The 16,866-nt window shown below is 49.6% G+C and carries 13 protein-coding genes and 3 pseudogenes; 2 read left to right on the top strand and 14 right to left on the bottom strand.

The window, feature by feature from the left end:
- Window positions 1-34: 34 nt before the first annotated feature.
- The 3 genes from H2Z33_RS18310 to H2Z33_RS18300 form a co-directional block, all read right to left on the bottom strand.
- A complete protein-coding gene (locus tag H2Z33_RS18310) occupies window positions 35-460 on the bottom strand; it encodes a tetratricopeptide repeat protein (RefSeq protein WP_047735509.1) in 426 nt (141 codons plus the stop codon).
- A gap of 696 nt (window positions 461-1,156) precedes the next feature.
- On the bottom strand, window positions 1,157-1,384 hold the full coding sequence (locus H2Z33_RS18305) for a hypothetical protein (protein WP_063134675.1): 228 nt from the start codon (window positions 1,382-1,384) through the stop codon (window positions 1,157-1,159).
- A 94-nt stretch (window positions 1,385-1,478) separates the two neighbouring features.
- The gene (locus H2Z33_RS18300; RefSeq protein WP_032653883.1) at window positions 1,479-1,682 is read right to left on the bottom strand and encodes a hypothetical protein; all 204 of its coding nucleotides are present in this window, start codon (window positions 1,680-1,682) and stop codon (window positions 1,479-1,481) included.
- Between the two features lie 104 nt (window positions 1,683-1,786).
- On the opposite strand from H2Z33_RS18300, the pseudogene H2Z33_RS18295 reads away from it, so the two are divergent.
- A pseudogene (locus H2Z33_RS18295) lies at window positions 1,787-2,178 on the top strand (DUF933 domain-containing protein); the annotation flags it as partial.
- Between the two features lie 302 nt (window positions 2,179-2,480).
- Here H2Z33_RS18295 and H2Z33_RS18290 read toward each other — a convergent pair.
- The 3 genes and pseudogenes from H2Z33_RS18290 to H2Z33_RS18280 form a co-directional block, all read right to left on the bottom strand.
- The gene (locus tag H2Z33_RS18290) at window positions 2,481-2,846 is read right to left on the bottom strand and encodes a hypothetical protein (RefSeq protein WP_071992880.1); all 366 of its coding nucleotides are present in this window, start codon (window positions 2,844-2,846) and stop codon (window positions 2,481-2,483) included.
- Between the two features lie 212 nt (window positions 2,847-3,058).
- Entirely contained in the window at window positions 3,059-3,430 is a 372-nt protein-coding gene (locus tag H2Z33_RS18285) for a hypothetical protein (protein ID WP_006810924.1), read from the bottom strand.
- Window positions 3,427-4,632: pseudogene (locus tag H2Z33_RS18280) on the bottom strand (glycohydrolase toxin TNT-related protein); the annotation flags it as partial. The pseudogene H2Z33_RS18280 and the gene H2Z33_RS18285, both read right to left, overlap by 4 nt.
- Between H2Z33_RS18280 and H2Z33_RS18275 the strand changes: the two are divergent.
- Window positions 4,628-5,031: pseudogene (locus tag H2Z33_RS18275) on the top strand (DUF933 domain-containing protein); the annotation flags it as partial. The pseudogenes H2Z33_RS18280 and H2Z33_RS18275 overlap by 5 nt on opposite strands.
- A gap of 522 nt (window positions 5,032-5,553) precedes the next feature.
- Here H2Z33_RS18275 and H2Z33_RS18270 read toward each other — a convergent pair.
- The 8 genes from H2Z33_RS18270 to H2Z33_RS18235 form a co-directional block, all read right to left on the bottom strand.
- Window positions 5,554-6,069 carry a hypothetical protein gene (locus tag H2Z33_RS18270; RefSeq protein WP_058688658.1) on the bottom strand — a complete coding sequence of 172 codons (516 nt, stop codon included), beginning with the start codon at window positions 6,067-6,069 and terminating at the stop codon, window positions 5,554-5,556.
- A gap of 649 nt (window positions 6,070-6,718) precedes the next feature.
- Window positions 6,719-7,195, bottom strand: coding sequence for a hypothetical protein (locus tag H2Z33_RS18265; RefSeq protein ID WP_015570344.1), 477 nt, complete (start codon window positions 7,193-7,195; stop codon window positions 6,719-6,721).
- Window positions 7,192-11,583, bottom strand: a complete 4,392-nt coding sequence (locus H2Z33_RS18260; RefSeq protein WP_063134678.1) for an RHS repeat-associated core domain-containing protein — start codon at window positions 11,581-11,583, stop codon at window positions 7,192-7,194. Before H2Z33_RS18260 ends, H2Z33_RS18265 begins: the two co-directional genes overlap by 4 nt.
- 3 nt (window positions 11,584-11,586) lie before the next feature.
- On the bottom strand, window positions 11,587-12,027 hold the full coding sequence (locus tag H2Z33_RS18255) for a DcrB-related protein (protein WP_017384279.1): 441 nt from the start codon (window positions 12,025-12,027) through the stop codon (window positions 11,587-11,589).
- Window positions 12,028-12,100: 73 nt separating this feature from the next.
- Complete coding sequence (locus tag H2Z33_RS18250) at window positions 12,101-13,177, bottom strand: hypothetical protein (protein ID WP_063134679.1); 1,077 nt, start codon at window positions 13,175-13,177, stop codon at window positions 12,101-12,103.
- 3 nt (window positions 13,178-13,180) lie between these two features.
- Window positions 13,181-13,735 (bottom strand): hypothetical protein, encoded by a 555-nt coding sequence (locus H2Z33_RS18245; protein WP_074133762.1) that lies wholly within the window; start codon window positions 13,733-13,735, stop codon window positions 13,181-13,183.
- Between the two features lie 75 nt (window positions 13,736-13,810).
- On the bottom strand, window positions 13,811-14,323 hold the full coding sequence (locus tag H2Z33_RS18240; RefSeq protein WP_063134681.1) for a hypothetical protein: 513 nt from the start codon (window positions 14,321-14,323) through the stop codon (window positions 13,811-13,813).
- The gene (locus H2Z33_RS18235; protein WP_063134682.1) at window positions 14,304-16,844 is read right to left on the bottom strand and encodes a type VI secretion system Vgr family protein; all 2,541 of its coding nucleotides are present in this window, start codon (window positions 16,842-16,844) and stop codon (window positions 14,304-14,306) included. Before H2Z33_RS18235 ends, H2Z33_RS18240 begins: the two co-directional genes overlap by 20 nt.
- Window positions 16,845-16,866: the final 22 nt, after the last annotated feature.

Genomic DNA, 16,866 nt, shown 5'->3' with positions numbered 1-16,866 from the left:
GCTTAGGCGTGGATTTTTTTATAGAGTAACGAACTTATCCCCTTTTGCGCAGATAGAACTCTAGATATTTTTTGGGTCTATCCTGAAACGCACGCTCTTTGCCGTAGTTATAAGCATCGTTAAAATATTTATACGCTTCCTCGAATTGATTCAACTCATAACAGACCATGCCGAGATCGATTAAGGGTGCAGTGTCTATATCCGATCCACGTGTCCGTAATGTCGTCTCTCCCCATTTCTTTGCCTCAGCGTAATCCGCGAGATCAAAACATGCGCTGTACATGCAGGCAGCGATCCAGTTGGCGAGTTCCCATTCGAACTTTGGCTCAGGAAGAGCTTGCCAGGCTTTTTGGTATTGCTCTAAAGCCTCGACGTATTTTTTATCATCGTGAAACTCGTTTCCTTGTTCAACAAAGGAGTTAATTTCAGATTCAATTTTTGGGTTTTCAAGGTCTTTCATGGAACAATGCTCCTTCATTGGAAATATTGTGATTTTTCCTGTGGGCCAATATAACTTTTATTATTAATAGCGAATTTAGTACGCAGGTCCTGATCGAGACAACGTGTTATGAACCATATCAAAGGAATAAAACCAATCATACCAGCCATTTTGTTGAACTGCGAAACTACAGATAACAACCACTTCCTTCGACAAATTTAATGTTAAGTAATAGAAATAAGCCTTTTCAGGCGGTGCAGACAATAATAGCTCTCCGCCCTCTGCATTGAAGATTTTAAAACGGTTGGTAATAGTTCTGGTTCGCTTATCGCAAAGACTAATTGGCGTGCAGGATCGACCATGGCGGCATATAAGCGAGGTGTGTTTAGACTTATAGTTCTTGAAGAGAAGATCCATTCGAGCATGTTTTTTCTCTGGAAAACCTGAAGTCAGCGATCATGTTCGCTCTCAATAAAAATGTTTTTTATACATGGATGATGTTGAATTTTTTGATATTGATGCTTGCTTCACTTTTTAAAACGGCCTCGAGACTCCATTGATGTTTGAGGAATTTTTTATTAAGAAAACAACCTTGAATTTAGTTTTGGATTGAATATTTTATCTGAGAAATAATAAAAATATAATCTGTTTGATTATTGATAACTTTCCTGTCTCTGTAATTATAGTATTTTAAAAGAAAAGAATTGATATATCTCATCACGGACCATAAAAATGCATCAATGTACTAAGGTCATCTCTATCTTGTGCGGTGAGTTCATTTCTCTCCATTTTATCATATTTAAACATTATGCCTTTCATAGGAGGGCCGGACTCATGTTTAATTGCCATGCTCATTAACTCATCGATATCAGATTCTTTTATTAAAGTTCTCTTTAAGAATTCAAAGAGCATTTTCCCTGCATCTTTTCTTTCTAAAAAATACATTTAGATTACTCTACTATTTTTATGTAAAAATCACCAATATAATTAGATGCGCCTTCTTTGTCGCTGACCTATAGTTGCTCATTAAAAATGAAGTCTATACTTTATTTTTTCTATTTTCGATAGAAATTAAAACCTCACAAGCATCTTTTTCACTCACTTGAACTTTTTTAGCCGCATCAATACTCACTTCTTCCTCCTCCTCTTTCATAACCATCCCCCCTGAATAAAACCTAATAAATAAACGCCCTTCTCTCTCGATAAGGATCACTCCATAATTATTAAATATTATTTTATCCATATTACTTCCATCTTTTATTTTTCAATAGTGTGATTTTTAAATAATTTAGCAAAGACTGCGTCAGGGGGTTGTGCGGGATCTTCTCAGCAAAATCTTCGAGCGGTGAATATTCTGTAGTGGTGGCGGTTTGCGCCGCGGTTGAATCTGATATCACTGAAATGAACGACGCCGATCGTGAAGATTTCATGGCCGAACCGGCTCTGAACCGCGTGATCCGCGCGGGCCATGAGATGTTCAGCCTGCAAACCTACTTCACCGCGGGCGGAAAGAAGTGCGCGCGTGAACCAACCCTGTCGGTGCGACTGTGCCTCAGGCGGCTGGTAAGATCCACTCCGACTTCGAGAAAGGCTTCATTCGTGCGCAGACTATCGCGTTTGAAGACTTTATCACCTACAAGGGTGAGCAAGGTGCGAAAGAAGCAGGCAAGATGCGTGCGGAAGGGAAAGATTACATCGTTAAAGATGGCGACGTGATGAACTTCTTGTTTAACGTTTGATTTTTTTATTGCGTGGCTAAAACACATTGTTTAAGAGTTCTGTTTTCATGCTGGGTTCAAAAGGAATGATATCGGCAGTCACAAGCTTTAACGCCTGAAAAAGATCCTCGCCTAAGCGCTCTTCAAAAGAGTCAAGAATCTTATATTTAGCGAGAATGACACTGCCGTTTCTTGGGATCCGTCTTCCGGAGGCCAGGATAATTCCCCTTTACGCACACCTTTTTAAACCACTTGTTGGAATTATTTATATAGTATCTCTTTTGCCACCGGCTATTGTTATCATTTTTTGGGCTCATTTGATATTAATACGCAGGGCCTGATCGAGACAATGCGTTACGCTTCATATCATAGGAATAAAACCAATCATGCCAGCCATTTTGTTTTACTGGATAACTACAGACAACGACCACTTCATTTGACAGGTTGAATGTTAAGTAATAAAAAGTCGCGCCTTCAGGAGGTGCAGACCAAAATAGTTTTTCGCCATGAGCATTGAAGATGGTCAAAACGGTTGGTAATGATTTTGGTTCGCTTAATGCAAAGACTAACTGGCGTGTAGGATCGACCATAGCGATATCTAAGCGAGGTATGTTTAGACTTATATTTCTTGAACAGTGAATCCATTCGAGCGCGTTGTTTTCTCTAATGAATCTTAAGTAAGCAATCATACATGTCCTAACTGCATAAAATTATCAACCCTTCTAAATATAAATTATATAAGACCCATGTTGAATGATGCTTGATATAATCGAACAATTTATTACGGGAGTGATGATATTTTTATCCCATCCAAAGATTACTCTCAGGTTGTTACCGAAAACCCTAAAATCTGGAGCCTCATCCCAAAGGCATTTTAAATCACATTTAATATAGCAGAATACTAAACATCATTACTATTAAAAACACCTATTAAATAAGATTCATAACGAGCGGGTTGTATCTCTTTATAAGTAAAGATGACAAAAATATCATGGATTCCTTTTGAACATTTTTTTTCTGATATCCTTAGTGGGCTTTCTTTGTATCTATAGCCCGGGATTAAACCATCTGATAACTTTACGCCTCGCATCTTACTTACCATTTTTGTTTTTTTGCAGTCCTCAAGCTTATCAAAACTTTTAGAGTTATATAAACCGAAACGAACGACAGCATCACAACATGGACAGGATATTTCTTTTTCGTTCCTTAAGAAGTCATCTTCAAGCCCATCATGGATAAGTTCTTTTCTTTTCTGAAAATTAATTAAAGTCATATTTTCCTCAAAAAACCATTTTCAATTAGTGCTTCGATCGCTTCGGATGTTTCGTATTGGGTTCCTCTGCCCGGTTGCCCAAACCATGGTATAGCAGGACCACTATCTACCGGCAACGGTTTTAGAACTTCATAAACCGAATATGGTTTGTTTAAAGTATTTTGTTGGAGGGCTCTCCCCTCGAAAGATGATCCCGCAGGGGATATAAACGTACCACTATCGCGGAAACCATCTGCATCGGTCCAACCACCGTAGCGGTCAACTTTTGTACCAGGTTTTAGAGTCGTTTTCGTTGCAGTAATAAATCCACGATTAGGAGGCCAGGCACCATCGCCCATAAATTTCTCTAATGCCGCCCAGTCTTGTTTCTTCCATAACGCGTAGGCCTTAGATGCTTGTGTTCTCGAAGAGAACTGACGCTTATTAGATTTTTTCTGAAACTCATTCCAGTCATTTTTACAACGACTCAACCCCCACGGATCCACCCACCCCAGCGCATTTGGCGCATACTGGTAAAGGTTAATCCCTCCCGCCAGCCCTATCGGGTCCTGCTGCGTAAATCGTCCGCAGTCCGGGTCATAATACCGGAACAGATTGTAGTGCAGCCCTGTCTCACGATCCAGGTATTGCCCCTGCATACGCAGGTTCTGGGAATATCCTGATACCTGCGTCTCGCTTTCCCGCAGCAGTTTGCCCCAGGCGCTGTTCACGCCTTCCCAGCGCACCTGCCCTTCGATATCCGTCATCCGCTCCGGCGTGCCGTTGGGCTGGCAGTGGAACCAGAAGATTTCCGGGGCATCAACGCCGTCAATACGCGCCAGCGGATCGTAGCTGTCCTGATCGCTGTAGACGTAGGTCAGCGGCACATCACCGTGCACTTCCTGCAACAGCCGGAACCCTTCCCATACAAACCGGGTGGTGACTGGCTTGCCGGTCGGCTGCCCAAACAGCATCTGGCGGCGCGTTTTGCTGATGCGGCGCCCGAGCGGGTCATAGCGGAAGCTGACCTGCGTCTGCGGCCTGTTGCGGTCCCGCGGCTGGCTGATGACCTCCGTCAGGTGGTGCTCGCCGTCATAGCGGTAGTGCCAGCGGGTCTGGCCGTTATCCTTCTCCACGGTACGACCGTGGATGTCATAGCGCCAGCGAATGCCGTTGAGCTGCGTCAGGCGGTTGTGCGTGACCTTCTCAGCAGACTCTTCAAGCGATAAAGGTTCTGTAGTGGTAGCGTTTTGGAACGCGGTTGAATCCGATATCGCTGAAATGAACGACGCCGATCGTGAAGATTTCATGGCCGAGCAGGATCTGAACCGCGTGATCCGCGCGGGCCATGAGATGCTCAGCCTGCAAACCTACTTCACCGCGGGCGTAAAAGAAGTGCGTGGACCATCCCTGTGGGTGTGGGTGCGACTGCGCCTCAGGCGGCCGATAAAATCCACACCGATTTCGAGATAGGCTTTATTCGTACACAGACTATCGTGTTTGAAGACTTTATCACCTACAAGGGAGAGCAAGGCGCGAAAGAAACAGGCAAGATGCGTGCGGAAGGCAAAGATTACATCGTTAAAGATGGCGATGTGATGAACTTCTTGTTTAACCTTTGAGTTGTTTTTAATGGGAAAAAAACCCGCTTGGGCGTGGATTTTTTTTTACATGGTAAAGAGAATGATGTCGGCAGTCGCAAATTTTAACGTCTGAAAAGGGTGCTGGTGTAAACGCTCTGCTGGTCAGGCAAGTCTCTCACCTTTAGCAGGTATACCCCCTTTGCGTACGCCAGTTTCAGGCACTCTTGTCGCTGTAATTTTAATGTTAAATGTGAATTTAGTACGAAGGTCCTGATCTAGACAACGCGTTACGCTTCATATCCCAAGAATAAAACCAATTATGCCAGCCATTTAGTATTACTGTAAAATTACATACATCAACCACTTCCTTTGACTGGTTTAATGTTAAGTAATAGAAAATAGCACCTTCAGGAGATGCAGACCAAAATAGTTTTTCACCCTGAGCGTTGAAGATGGTCAAAACGGTTGGTAACGGCTTTGTCTCGCTTAATACAAACACAAATTGGCGTATTGAATCGACCATTGCATTGTCTAAAAATGGTTTGCCGAAAATATATTTTATCATTTAGCGATCAAAACGCTTCTATGATCAGTTTCATTTTTTATCCAGAAAATTTCATCTTGAGGTAACGATCCATTACTGCAAAAATCAACAAGTTCACCTTGCCAACCATCAGGAACATATTCTTGATAATACATAGTCTCAACATATTCCGAATATAATCTTTTATTATCAAAGTCTATAAATAAATCCGGCATAAGTTCATATATATCCCACCAAATTGTTTTTTGCGAAAGCCTTTTATAAAACTTCTCAGCAATGTCATCCTTATCGTATGAATAGCCATCTTTAATTAAATCATCAATGAATATCTGCGCGTTTTCTTCATTTACAACTGGTATGTCATATCTTTCCTTATGGGTATTCTGTAGGTTTATTTTCACCCCACTTTTCACAAAATCCTCTACCCATTTTACTCTGTCTAAGACCCACATTTCCTTGAACGCAACGAACCAATAAAATCTTCCTTCATACTTAACTATCACAAGGAGTTCGTCATCTTTATTGATATTCATATAGTAACCTATCTTACATTCCCGGAGCCTGGAATCGCTACTTCTTCAAGCCATTCTGCCCATATTGATGGTAATTCATACGACCTACCTGGCGTAGTCGGATCCACGCGTAATGTTTGATTTTTTTATAGAGTAACGAACTTATCCCTTTTGCGCAGATAAAACTCTAGATATTTTTTAGGTCTATCCTGAAACGCACGCTCTTTGCCGTAGTTATAAGCATCGTTAAAATATTTATACGCTTCCTCGAATTGATTGTACTCCTAAAAGACCATGCCGTGATCGATTAAGGATGCCGTTACTATACCCGATCCACTGGTCCGCATTGTCGTCTTCCCCCATTTCTTTGCCTCAGCATAGTAGTGAGAACAAAATAAACACTATACATGCAGGCAGAAAACCGGTTTGGCTCCCATTCGAACTTTCGCTCAGGGAGAGCTTGCCAGTTTTTTTGGTATTGCTCTAAAGTCACGGCATATTTTTTATCATCGTGAAACTTCAACAAAGGAGATAATTTCAGATTCAATTTTAGGGTTTGCAAGGCCTTTCATGGAACAATGTTTCTTGATTGGGAATTCTGGCATTGTTCATACGCAAGCCTTGTTGGAGTCTGCTGCGCTACCCTATAATTCTCCATTTATACTAAATTTTAATCTTTCCATTCTATGTATATACCGCAATCAAAGGATCTTTCATTTGATTGCACTGTTAGCTCACCCCATTCAAAGTTCCATGTAACTCCATAAGGGGGGGTACTTATCTTTACCATTTTCTCTTTGGAAAGTTTATTTTGAATCCAGTCTGTCAGTCTTCTTTCTTCATCTTTAAGGTTTTTTAACGATGCTCTAAGTTCCCAATCTTTAAGTGTTTGATAGAAGTCCCCATCTTTACTTGTAAGAAAAAGAGATGAATTAAATGAAAAAACAGCTGGTCTAAACTCCACAATAAAGTTCTGCCCTTCCCATTCAATATCATCTTTCGCAAAATAAAATTTACCTATCCTAGTGAATTCAGAATGGGCTTTGTAAAATTCAGAAGAAGTAAAATTTTCAAAAGAACTAAGTTCAATCGAGTAGCCATCAATTTTAATGCTTCCATCTTTAAAATTTAATGTCATTTTTTTCATATATCTATCACCTTGCCAGGAATTAATTTACTACGTGCTTCTTCAGGTATATAGAATTGCATCCCTCCACCTTTTCCGTATTGCGGATTCGCATTAGCACGACCACTAGCAACAAATATATCCTCAGAAACATAATATGCCCTAACCTTTGTTCGCAATGGGAAATCTGGATTAAGTTTCACCTGTAACGCTTCATGATATCCTAATGAATCACCTTTATATTGCCTAACTGTAGGATGAGTTACGGTATATGAAGGTAACTGATCACCATTTGGATGTAATGCATAAAGGACTGTTCCTTTTTTAAGCGTTCTGTTCGAGTAACTATCGATTCCTTTATAGTCTTTATTATGAGGGCCTTGCCATTGAGTCGCTTCTTTAGAAGGATCCTTACATTTTCGGCTCAACCCCCACGGATCCACCCACCCCAGCGCGTTCGGCGCATACTGGTAAAGGTTTATCCCTCCCGCCAGCCCTATCGGGTCCTGCTGCGTAAACCTTCCGCAGTCCGGGTCATAATACCGGAACAGATTGTAGTGCAGCCCTGTCTCACGATCCAGGTATTGCCCCTGCATACGCAGGTTCTGAGAATATCCTGATACCTGCGTCTCGCTTTCCCGCAGCAGCTTGCCCCAGGCGCTGCTCACCCCTTCCCAGCGTACCTGCCCTTCGATATCCGTCATCCGCTCCGGCGTGCCGTTGGGCTGGCAGTGGAACCAGAAGATCTCCGGGGCATCAACGCCGTCAATACGTGCCAGCGGATCGTAGCTGTCCTGATCGCTATAGACGTAGGTCAGCGGCACATCCCCGTGCACCTCCTGCAACAGCCGGAACCCTTCCCAGACAAACCGGGTGGTGACTGGGTTACCGGTTGGCTGTCCGCCCACCATCTGGCGACGCGTTTTGCTGATGCGTCGTCCGAGTGGGTCATAGCGGAAGCTGACCTGCGTCTGCGGCCTGTTGCGGTCCCGCGGCTGGCTGATGACCTCCGTCAGGCGGTGCTCGCCGTCGTAGCGGTAGTGCCAGCGGGTCTGGCCGTTATCCTTCTCCACGGTGCGACCATGGATGTCATAGCGCCAGCGAATGCCATTCAGCTGCGTCAGGCGGTTGTGCGTGACCTTCTCAGCAGAGCCTTCGAGCGGGTTACCGGCTGCATCCCAGCGCCACTGCTCCTGGCCGGGCAGCGTGCCGTCCTGAACCAGCAGACGTCCGGCGCTGTCATACTGCCAGCGGTACCAGCTGAACGGGTTATCGTCACGCTCTTCGCGGACCAGGTTATTGCGATAGTCGTAATCCCAGCGGCGGGACCAGCGGCGCGGCGACGGGCGCTGGGCATTGCCGGTAAAGACGTCCCGGCGATGCAGTCGGCCAAGGCGGTCATATTCGCTGCGTGTGGTTAGCAGCCCCTGCGTACGGCTGGTTTCACGGTGAAGTTCGTCGCGGGTAAAGTCGGAGACCGAAAGCTTATCAAGCGCGATGCTGAGCAGATGCCCGCTGCCGTAGTAGAACTGTTTCAGCTCCCGGCCATCGGGCAGCGTGACGGAGGTGCGGTTACCCAGCGCGTCATACTCCCACGCCAGCTCCCCGTGTTCGCCCGTTTCGCGCGTGACGCGCCCGAGCGCGTCATACTCAAACACAAGCTCCTGCTCGGCCTCGGCGCTCCAGGCATCGGCTGAAAGCGCGGGATGCAGCCCAATCCGGCTCAGAAGGCCGGACGGGGTGTAGTGGTAGCGGGTCTGCCCCTCCGGCGTGGTGCGGGCGACCAGCTGGCCGCTCGCGCTCCAGGCGAAGGCATGGGTAATGGCCTCCGGATGTCCGGCGGCAAAGGTGCGCGCTATCGTACGCCCGCAGGCATCGTAGCGATACTGCGAGGCCACGCCATCCAGCCCCACCTCTTCCAGCAGCAGCGAGTCTGCGCCCCAGCGGAACTGATACGCTTCGCCGTTTTCGTTTTCCAGGGCAATCAGACGCCCGCGGCTGTCCCAGCGGCGGCGCACCTCTTCACCCTGCGTATTACGGGTGGCGGTTAAGCGCCCTGCCTCGTCGTATCTGAACTCGCTCTCTTTCCCGTCGGCGCCCGCATGCTTCACCGGCAGGCCACGTTCGTTCCATTTGAGCGACTCGGTCCAGCCTTCTGGTCGGTCGAGCTGCACCGGACGCCCCGCGGCGTCGTAGCGGTAACGCGTCTCTTCGCCGTCGGCGCTTATCTCAGCCACCAGCCAGCCCAGCGGATGATAACGGTATTGTGTCACTCGGCCCGAACAGTCCGTCGCACGCACCATCTGCCCGGCCTCGTTGTACTCCTGGTAACGGCTGTTCCCGGCGGCATCGACTTCTTCCACAACCTGACCAAACTCGTCCCGACGCAGCAGCGTGGTCTGCCCCATCGGATCCACCACGCGTTTCAGTCCGTGATGTTCGTCATACAGGAACCGGGTGGCGCTACCGTCGGCTTCGATGATGGACGCCGGAAGCGCACGGTGCTCCAGCCAGGTGGTGGTGCGGGTATTGCCGTCGGCGTCGATCTCCTGCACCCGGTTGCCCATCTCGTCATAGACGAAGGTAACGGCATTACCCAGCGGATCGATGCGACGCGTGAGGAGTTCGTTGTCATCCCACTCGTAGCGCCAGTTCTCACCGCGCTCGTCAACGTAGCGAACAATCAGGTTTTGCGCGTTCCAGTAATGCTTTCGCGTCTGACCGTCGTAGTGATCGACGGTCGTCAGCCCGGCGGCTAAATCGTAGCTAAAGCGACAGCCGTCGCCGGTGCTGGTGCGGTTTTCCACCACGCGCCAGTGGTCGAATTTTTGCCAGCGGTATTCGCTCTCCAGCCCGCCCGGCAGACGGTGCCAGACCATCAGGCCATCATCGTTATAACGGTATTCACGGGTAACCACGCCGGAGGCATCCGTTGCGCTGGCCAGCTGGCCGCGCGCGTCGTACCCCCACTGCATCAGCGGCCATGTCTGGTTGCCGTCAAAATGGCTGGCAGCGGTAACGCGCTGCGGGAAACGTTCATCGTCATAGCGCAGGGTGACATCGATCGCTCGCGGCTCATCGTGCAGACCGACCAGCCGCCCGTGCTCATCCCATTCAGTCAGCAGCGCGTTGCCGTATTCGTCGCTGAGGGAGGCCAGGCGCAGGATGGAGGGGTTAGCGCGGGTCGGTTTATACAGACGCCACACCGCGCCGTCATCGTCGGCTATCGCCACGTCGCCGCTCTCATTGCGGCGGATGATAATGCCTTCGCTGATGCTGTAAAACACGCGGTCGACCGGCGGCAGCTCGAAGCTCAGCTCGCGCCCGGTTTCATCGAACCAGGTGGCGTTGTTTTCTTCCAGCGTCAGATAGCTGTCAAAGGTGGTAGCCCAGCCCAGACCAAACAGCCCTTCGCGGGTGGTCAGGCTGTTGTAGCTGCGCTGCCAGCGCAGTGGAAAGCGCCCCGGCAGCGAGAAATCGAGTTCGTCGTCGTCATTCAGCACCTTCACGCCGGTAGCGGCGTGAACCGGGTGCGAAGAGCCGAATACGGCGTTGACGGCCATATCAGCCAGCATCCCGCCACCGGCAGCAGCCAGCGCACAGGGCATGTTTTTCAGGATCTTGCCCGGACGCCCGCGCAGCAGGGAGAGCGCAATCATCCCCAGCGCCAGACCCGGCGTTTTGCCGCTTTTGATGTCGCGGACCGTGAGCGTGTCGCCGCCAATGATCACGTTCGGGGATACGTCGTCGGAAACGGTGCCCTCGCAGGTGGTGCGATCTTTTGCGCGCACCGCAGGCTGTCCGTTGATGAAGACGCTTTTCGAGCCTTCCGCCAGATACTGCGGCCCGGAGTGCTTATCACACGCCACCTTGTCTTCTTCCAGTGGCGAGGTCCCTGCGGCGGCAGAGGCGACGCTCGGCTGCCACATCTCGCTGCCGAACTGTCCGGCAGCGGAGAGCAGCATGCCCGCGTAGTCGGCAAAGCTGCCCGGCGACTGCGGCTCAGGGGACGGGGTATCGGCAGGCGTTAACGTCCCGGCGGCGCGCGCAGCGGGAAGTTTATTTGTCAGAACATTGCTCGAACCGGTGGTGATTTTGCCCGCGGGCGACGGCGGGAAAAGCGCGTTACCCAGCCCTTCAGCGGCGTTGCTGATATCGTCGGTGATCCCGGCGACGTTCGCCAGAACCCCGCCGATAATGCCGCTCAACAGACAGCTGGATCCAATCGCCGCCACGCCTGCTGCTGCGGCCCCGGCTCCCAGCAGTGGGGCCGCGACGGTCGCTGCCGCGCCCACCGCCGCGCCAATCACCGCATAGGCAGCGCCTTCCGCCACAATGCTGGTAATATCAGCAAAAATGCTGGAGTGAATAATCTCGTCGCCCTTACGGGCCGCGTTGTTATCGCTCATGCCTTACACATTCCGGTTGTCGTTTAGCGTCAGACTCTGCTTCAGTGCGCTCCAGCGCGCCTCGTCCTCTTCCGTAAAGGCTTTTAAGGCCGAGAGGGTAAAAATCATCAGTACCGGTTTGCCTGGCGTCTGCACGGCCAGCTGTTTTTGCCACAGGCGCTGGCCGTTACGGTCAAAGGTGGTCTCAACTTCAACCCCATCAATGTTGCCGGCAGACCCGGCTTTTACGTGCTGAAATTCGCTCTGGGCGATCTCACCCATCTGAGGACGCAGCACGTCCCACTGGCGGTGAAACTCTTGTTCGTAGTCGCTGCCATCCGGGATAACGCCGCGGCTGACTACCACGGACAGCCCGCTTTCGTCATCGCGAATGATGTTCATGCTGTTGTCCTGCCAGGCGGCAGGAAAAAGGGTAAAGGAACCTTCCTGGAGGGTGTATTTCATAAGTGAACTCGGGATGATTAATATTGTGAGAAACAAAAGAGGCCAATCCGTGCTGGCCTTTTGGCGGGCTGTTTTATTTAAGCCACTGGCCTGACTGTTCGACTAAAACATGACTGCCTTTGCTGACAACCAATTTCACAAGTGCATACGTTACGGTGTAAACGGTCTCGCCATTCTTGTACGTTGAGCCGATTATTTTACCTGCGGAGTCGTGCAACGTTTTTCCCCTTAAGGAGATCGTACTGTTATCGCTTTTGCGCACGCCGAGATAGGCCATCTGGTCACATTCGCTATCAAAATGACCGCACTTATTTATAAGAGAAATAGCGAACCTTTTGGTGTCCAGTTTTCTGGTTTCAGCGTTTTGAACCGAAGCGGCTTTACGTAACGTATAACGCTGCGGAGCATAATAATTTCCTTTTTGAGGAGGAGTAACTAAACGCCATTCCATCTCACTCCCCTTTATTTCCAGAACAGCCCGTCCGCCTGGGCCGCCAAATGATGAGTTGAACTCAACGTTGGCACGATTGCCAGCGATCGTACCGCTAAGATTTTGCTCATCATCTTCAGGGCAATCTATGCGGTTTCCTCTCTGGGAGATATAGCAATAAGAGCCGGTGATCCGGTTGCCTGATTCAGCTAACCGCAGTGTTAACGTCGAGTCGTTCTCGAATTCGCCAGCCCAGTCCCCGTCAAACGCGAGGCCTGCCTGGATGTTCGTTGCAAAATGCATCGCATTGAATCTGGCAGCCCATTGCTTAATATCGGCATGAATAACCGGGCTATTATCAGAAGACTGGTAATGAATAACGTCCGACTCCGGAACCACCCAGGCCGCAAATATTTTGCCGTCAGGATCGATGACCAGCGCTGACGCATTCTCCTGGCAGAGATCCTTTAGCCAGCCTTCGACAAACAATCCTCCACCTGTGGTGGTATGCGGTTCACCGAAGACATCAAAGTTATCAATAAAGGTCTGGTAATGATTTCCCAGCGTCTTCCTGAGATTGTCTGTCACTTCGCTAACGTTAATGATGCGATTTACCGTATTGAGGTTATTGTATTGCGATAATTCAAGCGCAGTTGACGTTTTACCTACGCCTGCCCATAAAGCAGTGAACAATACGACTGCCAGAAATTTCTTGGTCATAAATCACTCTAAAGAATCATTATCGTAATTCATTGTTATTTTTACAACCTTACTGTCTTTAACCTCAAAAGAGAGTAATTTCTTACCCAATTCATAGGAAACCCACTGCTCCCCGGAATCATTTTCGACCTGGCCACCACCATATGTTTTATTAAGTTCATTTAATGTTGAACCAATATGGATCCCGCGAGCTGTTTTGCTATCCGTAGTAGTTAGCGTAATCTGCGCCACAATATAATCGTCAACACTTCGCTCGGTTTTATCCCACCAGAGATTGGAACTGAATATTTTTAACCCAGTCTTCTGATGCTGGTAGAATTTATAGTTCGTTCCGTCAAAAGGAACCTCACCGACAAAACTACCTTCCACAGAAAGTGCAATTTTACGCGCAACCTCAGGAGTCCATCTATCGCCCAGTGCCAAAATCTGGTCTTTTATCTGCAGAGAAAAATCCTCTTTAGCCAGACTGGGCGGCATAGTCTGAGCTACTACTTCATAACTACTCAGAAAGGTAGACATGAGGGTAAAAAAAAGAGAGACAGAAAGGCTTTTTTTCACGTTAATCGTCATTTGCTGGATAAATATTATGCTACTCACCACTTTAAAAAGCGGTGAGTAATGAAATAAGCATTTTTAGTCAGCGCTAATAGCGATCCCACCCAAACAGTCAGGTTTTTTTACCGTGAAACTGAAGCTTATTTTTTGTCCATTCATATCCTTTGGCGCTGTATAACTGGTCACTTCGTTCTCCGAACGGCCTCGCGGATAATCAGTTAACGTCAGTTGCGGATAATGTTTTTTAACCGTGTCGAGAGTGATGCACTGGCCGGACGGTGAAAAATTCAGTAACGGTGCCATACCTTCACTTTCTTTACTTAAACGTAAATCAATTGCAGTAATGTTCGTTCCATCCGCCAGTTTGATATCGTCGGCATTGTAGAAATTGATATATTCATTCTGTTTCGTTAGCTTGAATGACAACGGAGCGTTATCCAGACTGTTAACGGACAACGTTTTGAGTGATGCGCTCATTTCTGTAATGAACTGCCAAAGATCCTGTTTTTGCATGTTACCTCCTGCCATTCCCGTCGTTAATAAAGCCGCAAGCACCGCACCCGTTTTTAGACTATGGATAATTTTTATCATACCAACCGCCATAATAATCTTCGTAATATTGCCCTGTGGTAGACGTTTGTTCGCCTTTGCCAAAGATACGGCCTATCTGCGTACGCGCTTCACTTTCCTTTATAGCCCCACGTTCGAGAGAATCATAGATACGATTATATTGTGTCTGATTTGCTGGATTGCCTGCAATACCGATATCCCCACCCTTGTTGGCTATGATTTCGCGTTGGACCCGGATATTGTTCAACGTTGCAGCGCCTTCATCACTGAGTGTGCTGTTGAGATAGGCGTCGCGCGAAGAAAAATCAATGTTGGGTTCATATAAAGCGTGACCACTTTCATGTGACAGAGACTGAACGACTGCATTCGGGTTACCGAGCTCATTTTTATCAACGGTAATAACGCGCTTTTGACGATTGGCAAACGTCCCCTTGCCTGCTTCACCTTCTTCAAATGTCCAGCCTCGTTTCTTTAACGTAGCTATGTCATTTTTCATAGTAGGTGATTTATCGACAAGACTATCTACATCCTTTCCATATCCGCTTGAAGGAACATTGGATGCTTGAGGCGTAGCGTTTTTAGAGGTTTCGGCAGGTGCGCTGGCAGCCACACCAGCCTTACTCTCCTTTCCCGGCGCAAATTTCTCCTGCACCGCCGCATCAATATCCCCTTTATGCCCTGACCCCGGTGCCGTGGTGCCCGGTTTTGTGCCAGAGGTATTCAGGTGCAGCTTACCGCCCGTGGTGATATAACCATCCCCTTCCACAAAGAAATTAAACTCTTTGCCGATCAGGTTAATCTTGCCGTTAGCATTCAGTTCAATGGCGCTTTCACCGGAGACCAGCCGCAGCTTCGTCCCGGAAGCAATAACATACTGCTCTACCGCCGCATCCAGCTTGCCTTTACCCGTCAGGATCTCGGTTCCGCCTTTCACGGCCTGGATCTGATTAGCCTCCACGCGATGCAGCTCATTTTTCTTCACGTAATGGCTGCGTGCGCCGCCAACGGTGTGCGTTTCATCATTCTTGACGCTGGTGTCCATATTACGCTCGGCCTGGATCCACACCTGCTCTGCGCCCGCCTTGTCCTCAAAGCGCAGGGCGTTGGCGTTGTCGACTGAACCGTCTTTCGTGCGGCTCATAAAGCCCATCTGCGTCGCGGCAGCCGGCAGCGCCCACGGCGGCATGCTTGCTTCGTTATAGACACGACCAGTGATAATCGGACGGTCCGGGTCGCCGTTGATAAAGTCCACCACCACCTCATCGCCGACGCGCGGGATCTGCACCCCGCCGTAGCCCTGGCCCGCCCAGGCGCTCGACACGCGCACCCAGCAGGAGCTGGTGTCATCGCCTTTCGCCAGACGGTCCCAGTGGAACTTCACCTTCACCCGGCCGTATTTGTCCGTCCAGATACTCTCGCCCTGCGGCCCGACCACTTTCGCCGTCTGCGGGCCGTAGGTGCGCGGCCACGCCGTGCTCTGCGCCGGACGGTAGGACACCGACGCCGGGATAACGGTGAAATCGGTGCGGTGAATGGTTTCCCCCTCACCGCTCGCGTAGCGGTTCTCCTCGAAGTGGTAACCCGCCGCCGTCACCAGATACTCGCCGTTGTCACTGAAGAACGGCGCGTTGGTCAGGGTAAAGATGTGGCCCGGCGCAATGCCCGCCGCCGTGGCCGTCGCCTGAATCTGCTGATGCTCCACCTGCCAGCGCTCCTGACGGATGCGGGCGTAGAACTCCGCATGCCCTGTCTCCACAAAGCGGCCCGGCCAGTCGTACACGTCGATGCTGCCCGGCTTCGGGGACGCCGGGTTCTGCTGCGCCTGGAACAGCCACGCGTTCGGCTTGCGGAAGTCATAGTCGTCGAGGCTGTAAATTCCCGGCGTGACGCTGTCCTCCAGCGCCCACTGGCTGATGCCCTCTTCATCCGTACTGCCACCGGACGGCGTCTGATGGTAAGGAATGACCTCATAGCCGCTGAACGGCTGGTGCTGGGTGGCGGCGTCGGTCAGTACCAGAGTGTGTTTGTCGGCCTCGTGGCTGAAGTAGTACGCAATCCCCTCCAGCTCCATCAGGCGGCTGATAAAGTCCAGGCTCGATTCCTGATACTGCACGCAGTAATCCCACACCCGGTAGCTGCCGGTAAGTTTGTCTTCGAGGTTAACCTGATGCTCACCCAGCAGAGTTTTGACAATCTGCGGTACCGTCTGGCCCTGGAAGATGCGCAGGTTACGGTCGCGCTTCATCGGCCACAGGTCCGGCTCCACCGTCAGCTGGTACACCGCGTAGCGGGTGCCCGTCAGCTCCACGGCGCTCACCGCCACGCGCGTCACCTTGCCGTTGATATAGCGGGGGGTGAGCAGGTTCTGCGTGGGGATGGTCACCGTGACCGGCTGGCCCAGCAGCTTGCTGCGGTCAATGCGCGCGTCCGTACCAAGCAGGGTCAGCGTCAGCGCGAACGACTCGGACATCGCCTCACGGCCGGAGAGTTTCCAGAAAAGCAGCCCCTCAACCGGGAGCTGGACGGTAATTCGGTTGAGCATAATCTTTATTCCACTATGGACG

Source organism: Enterobacter sp. YSU, assembly GCF_016082135.1.
GTDB classification, from domain to species: Bacteria; Pseudomonadota; Gammaproteobacteria; order Enterobacterales; family Enterobacteriaceae; genus Enterobacter; species Enterobacter hormaechei_C.
Note: the sequence above shows the minus strand (reverse complement) of the source record. Positions and strands in the feature narration are given on the sequence as shown.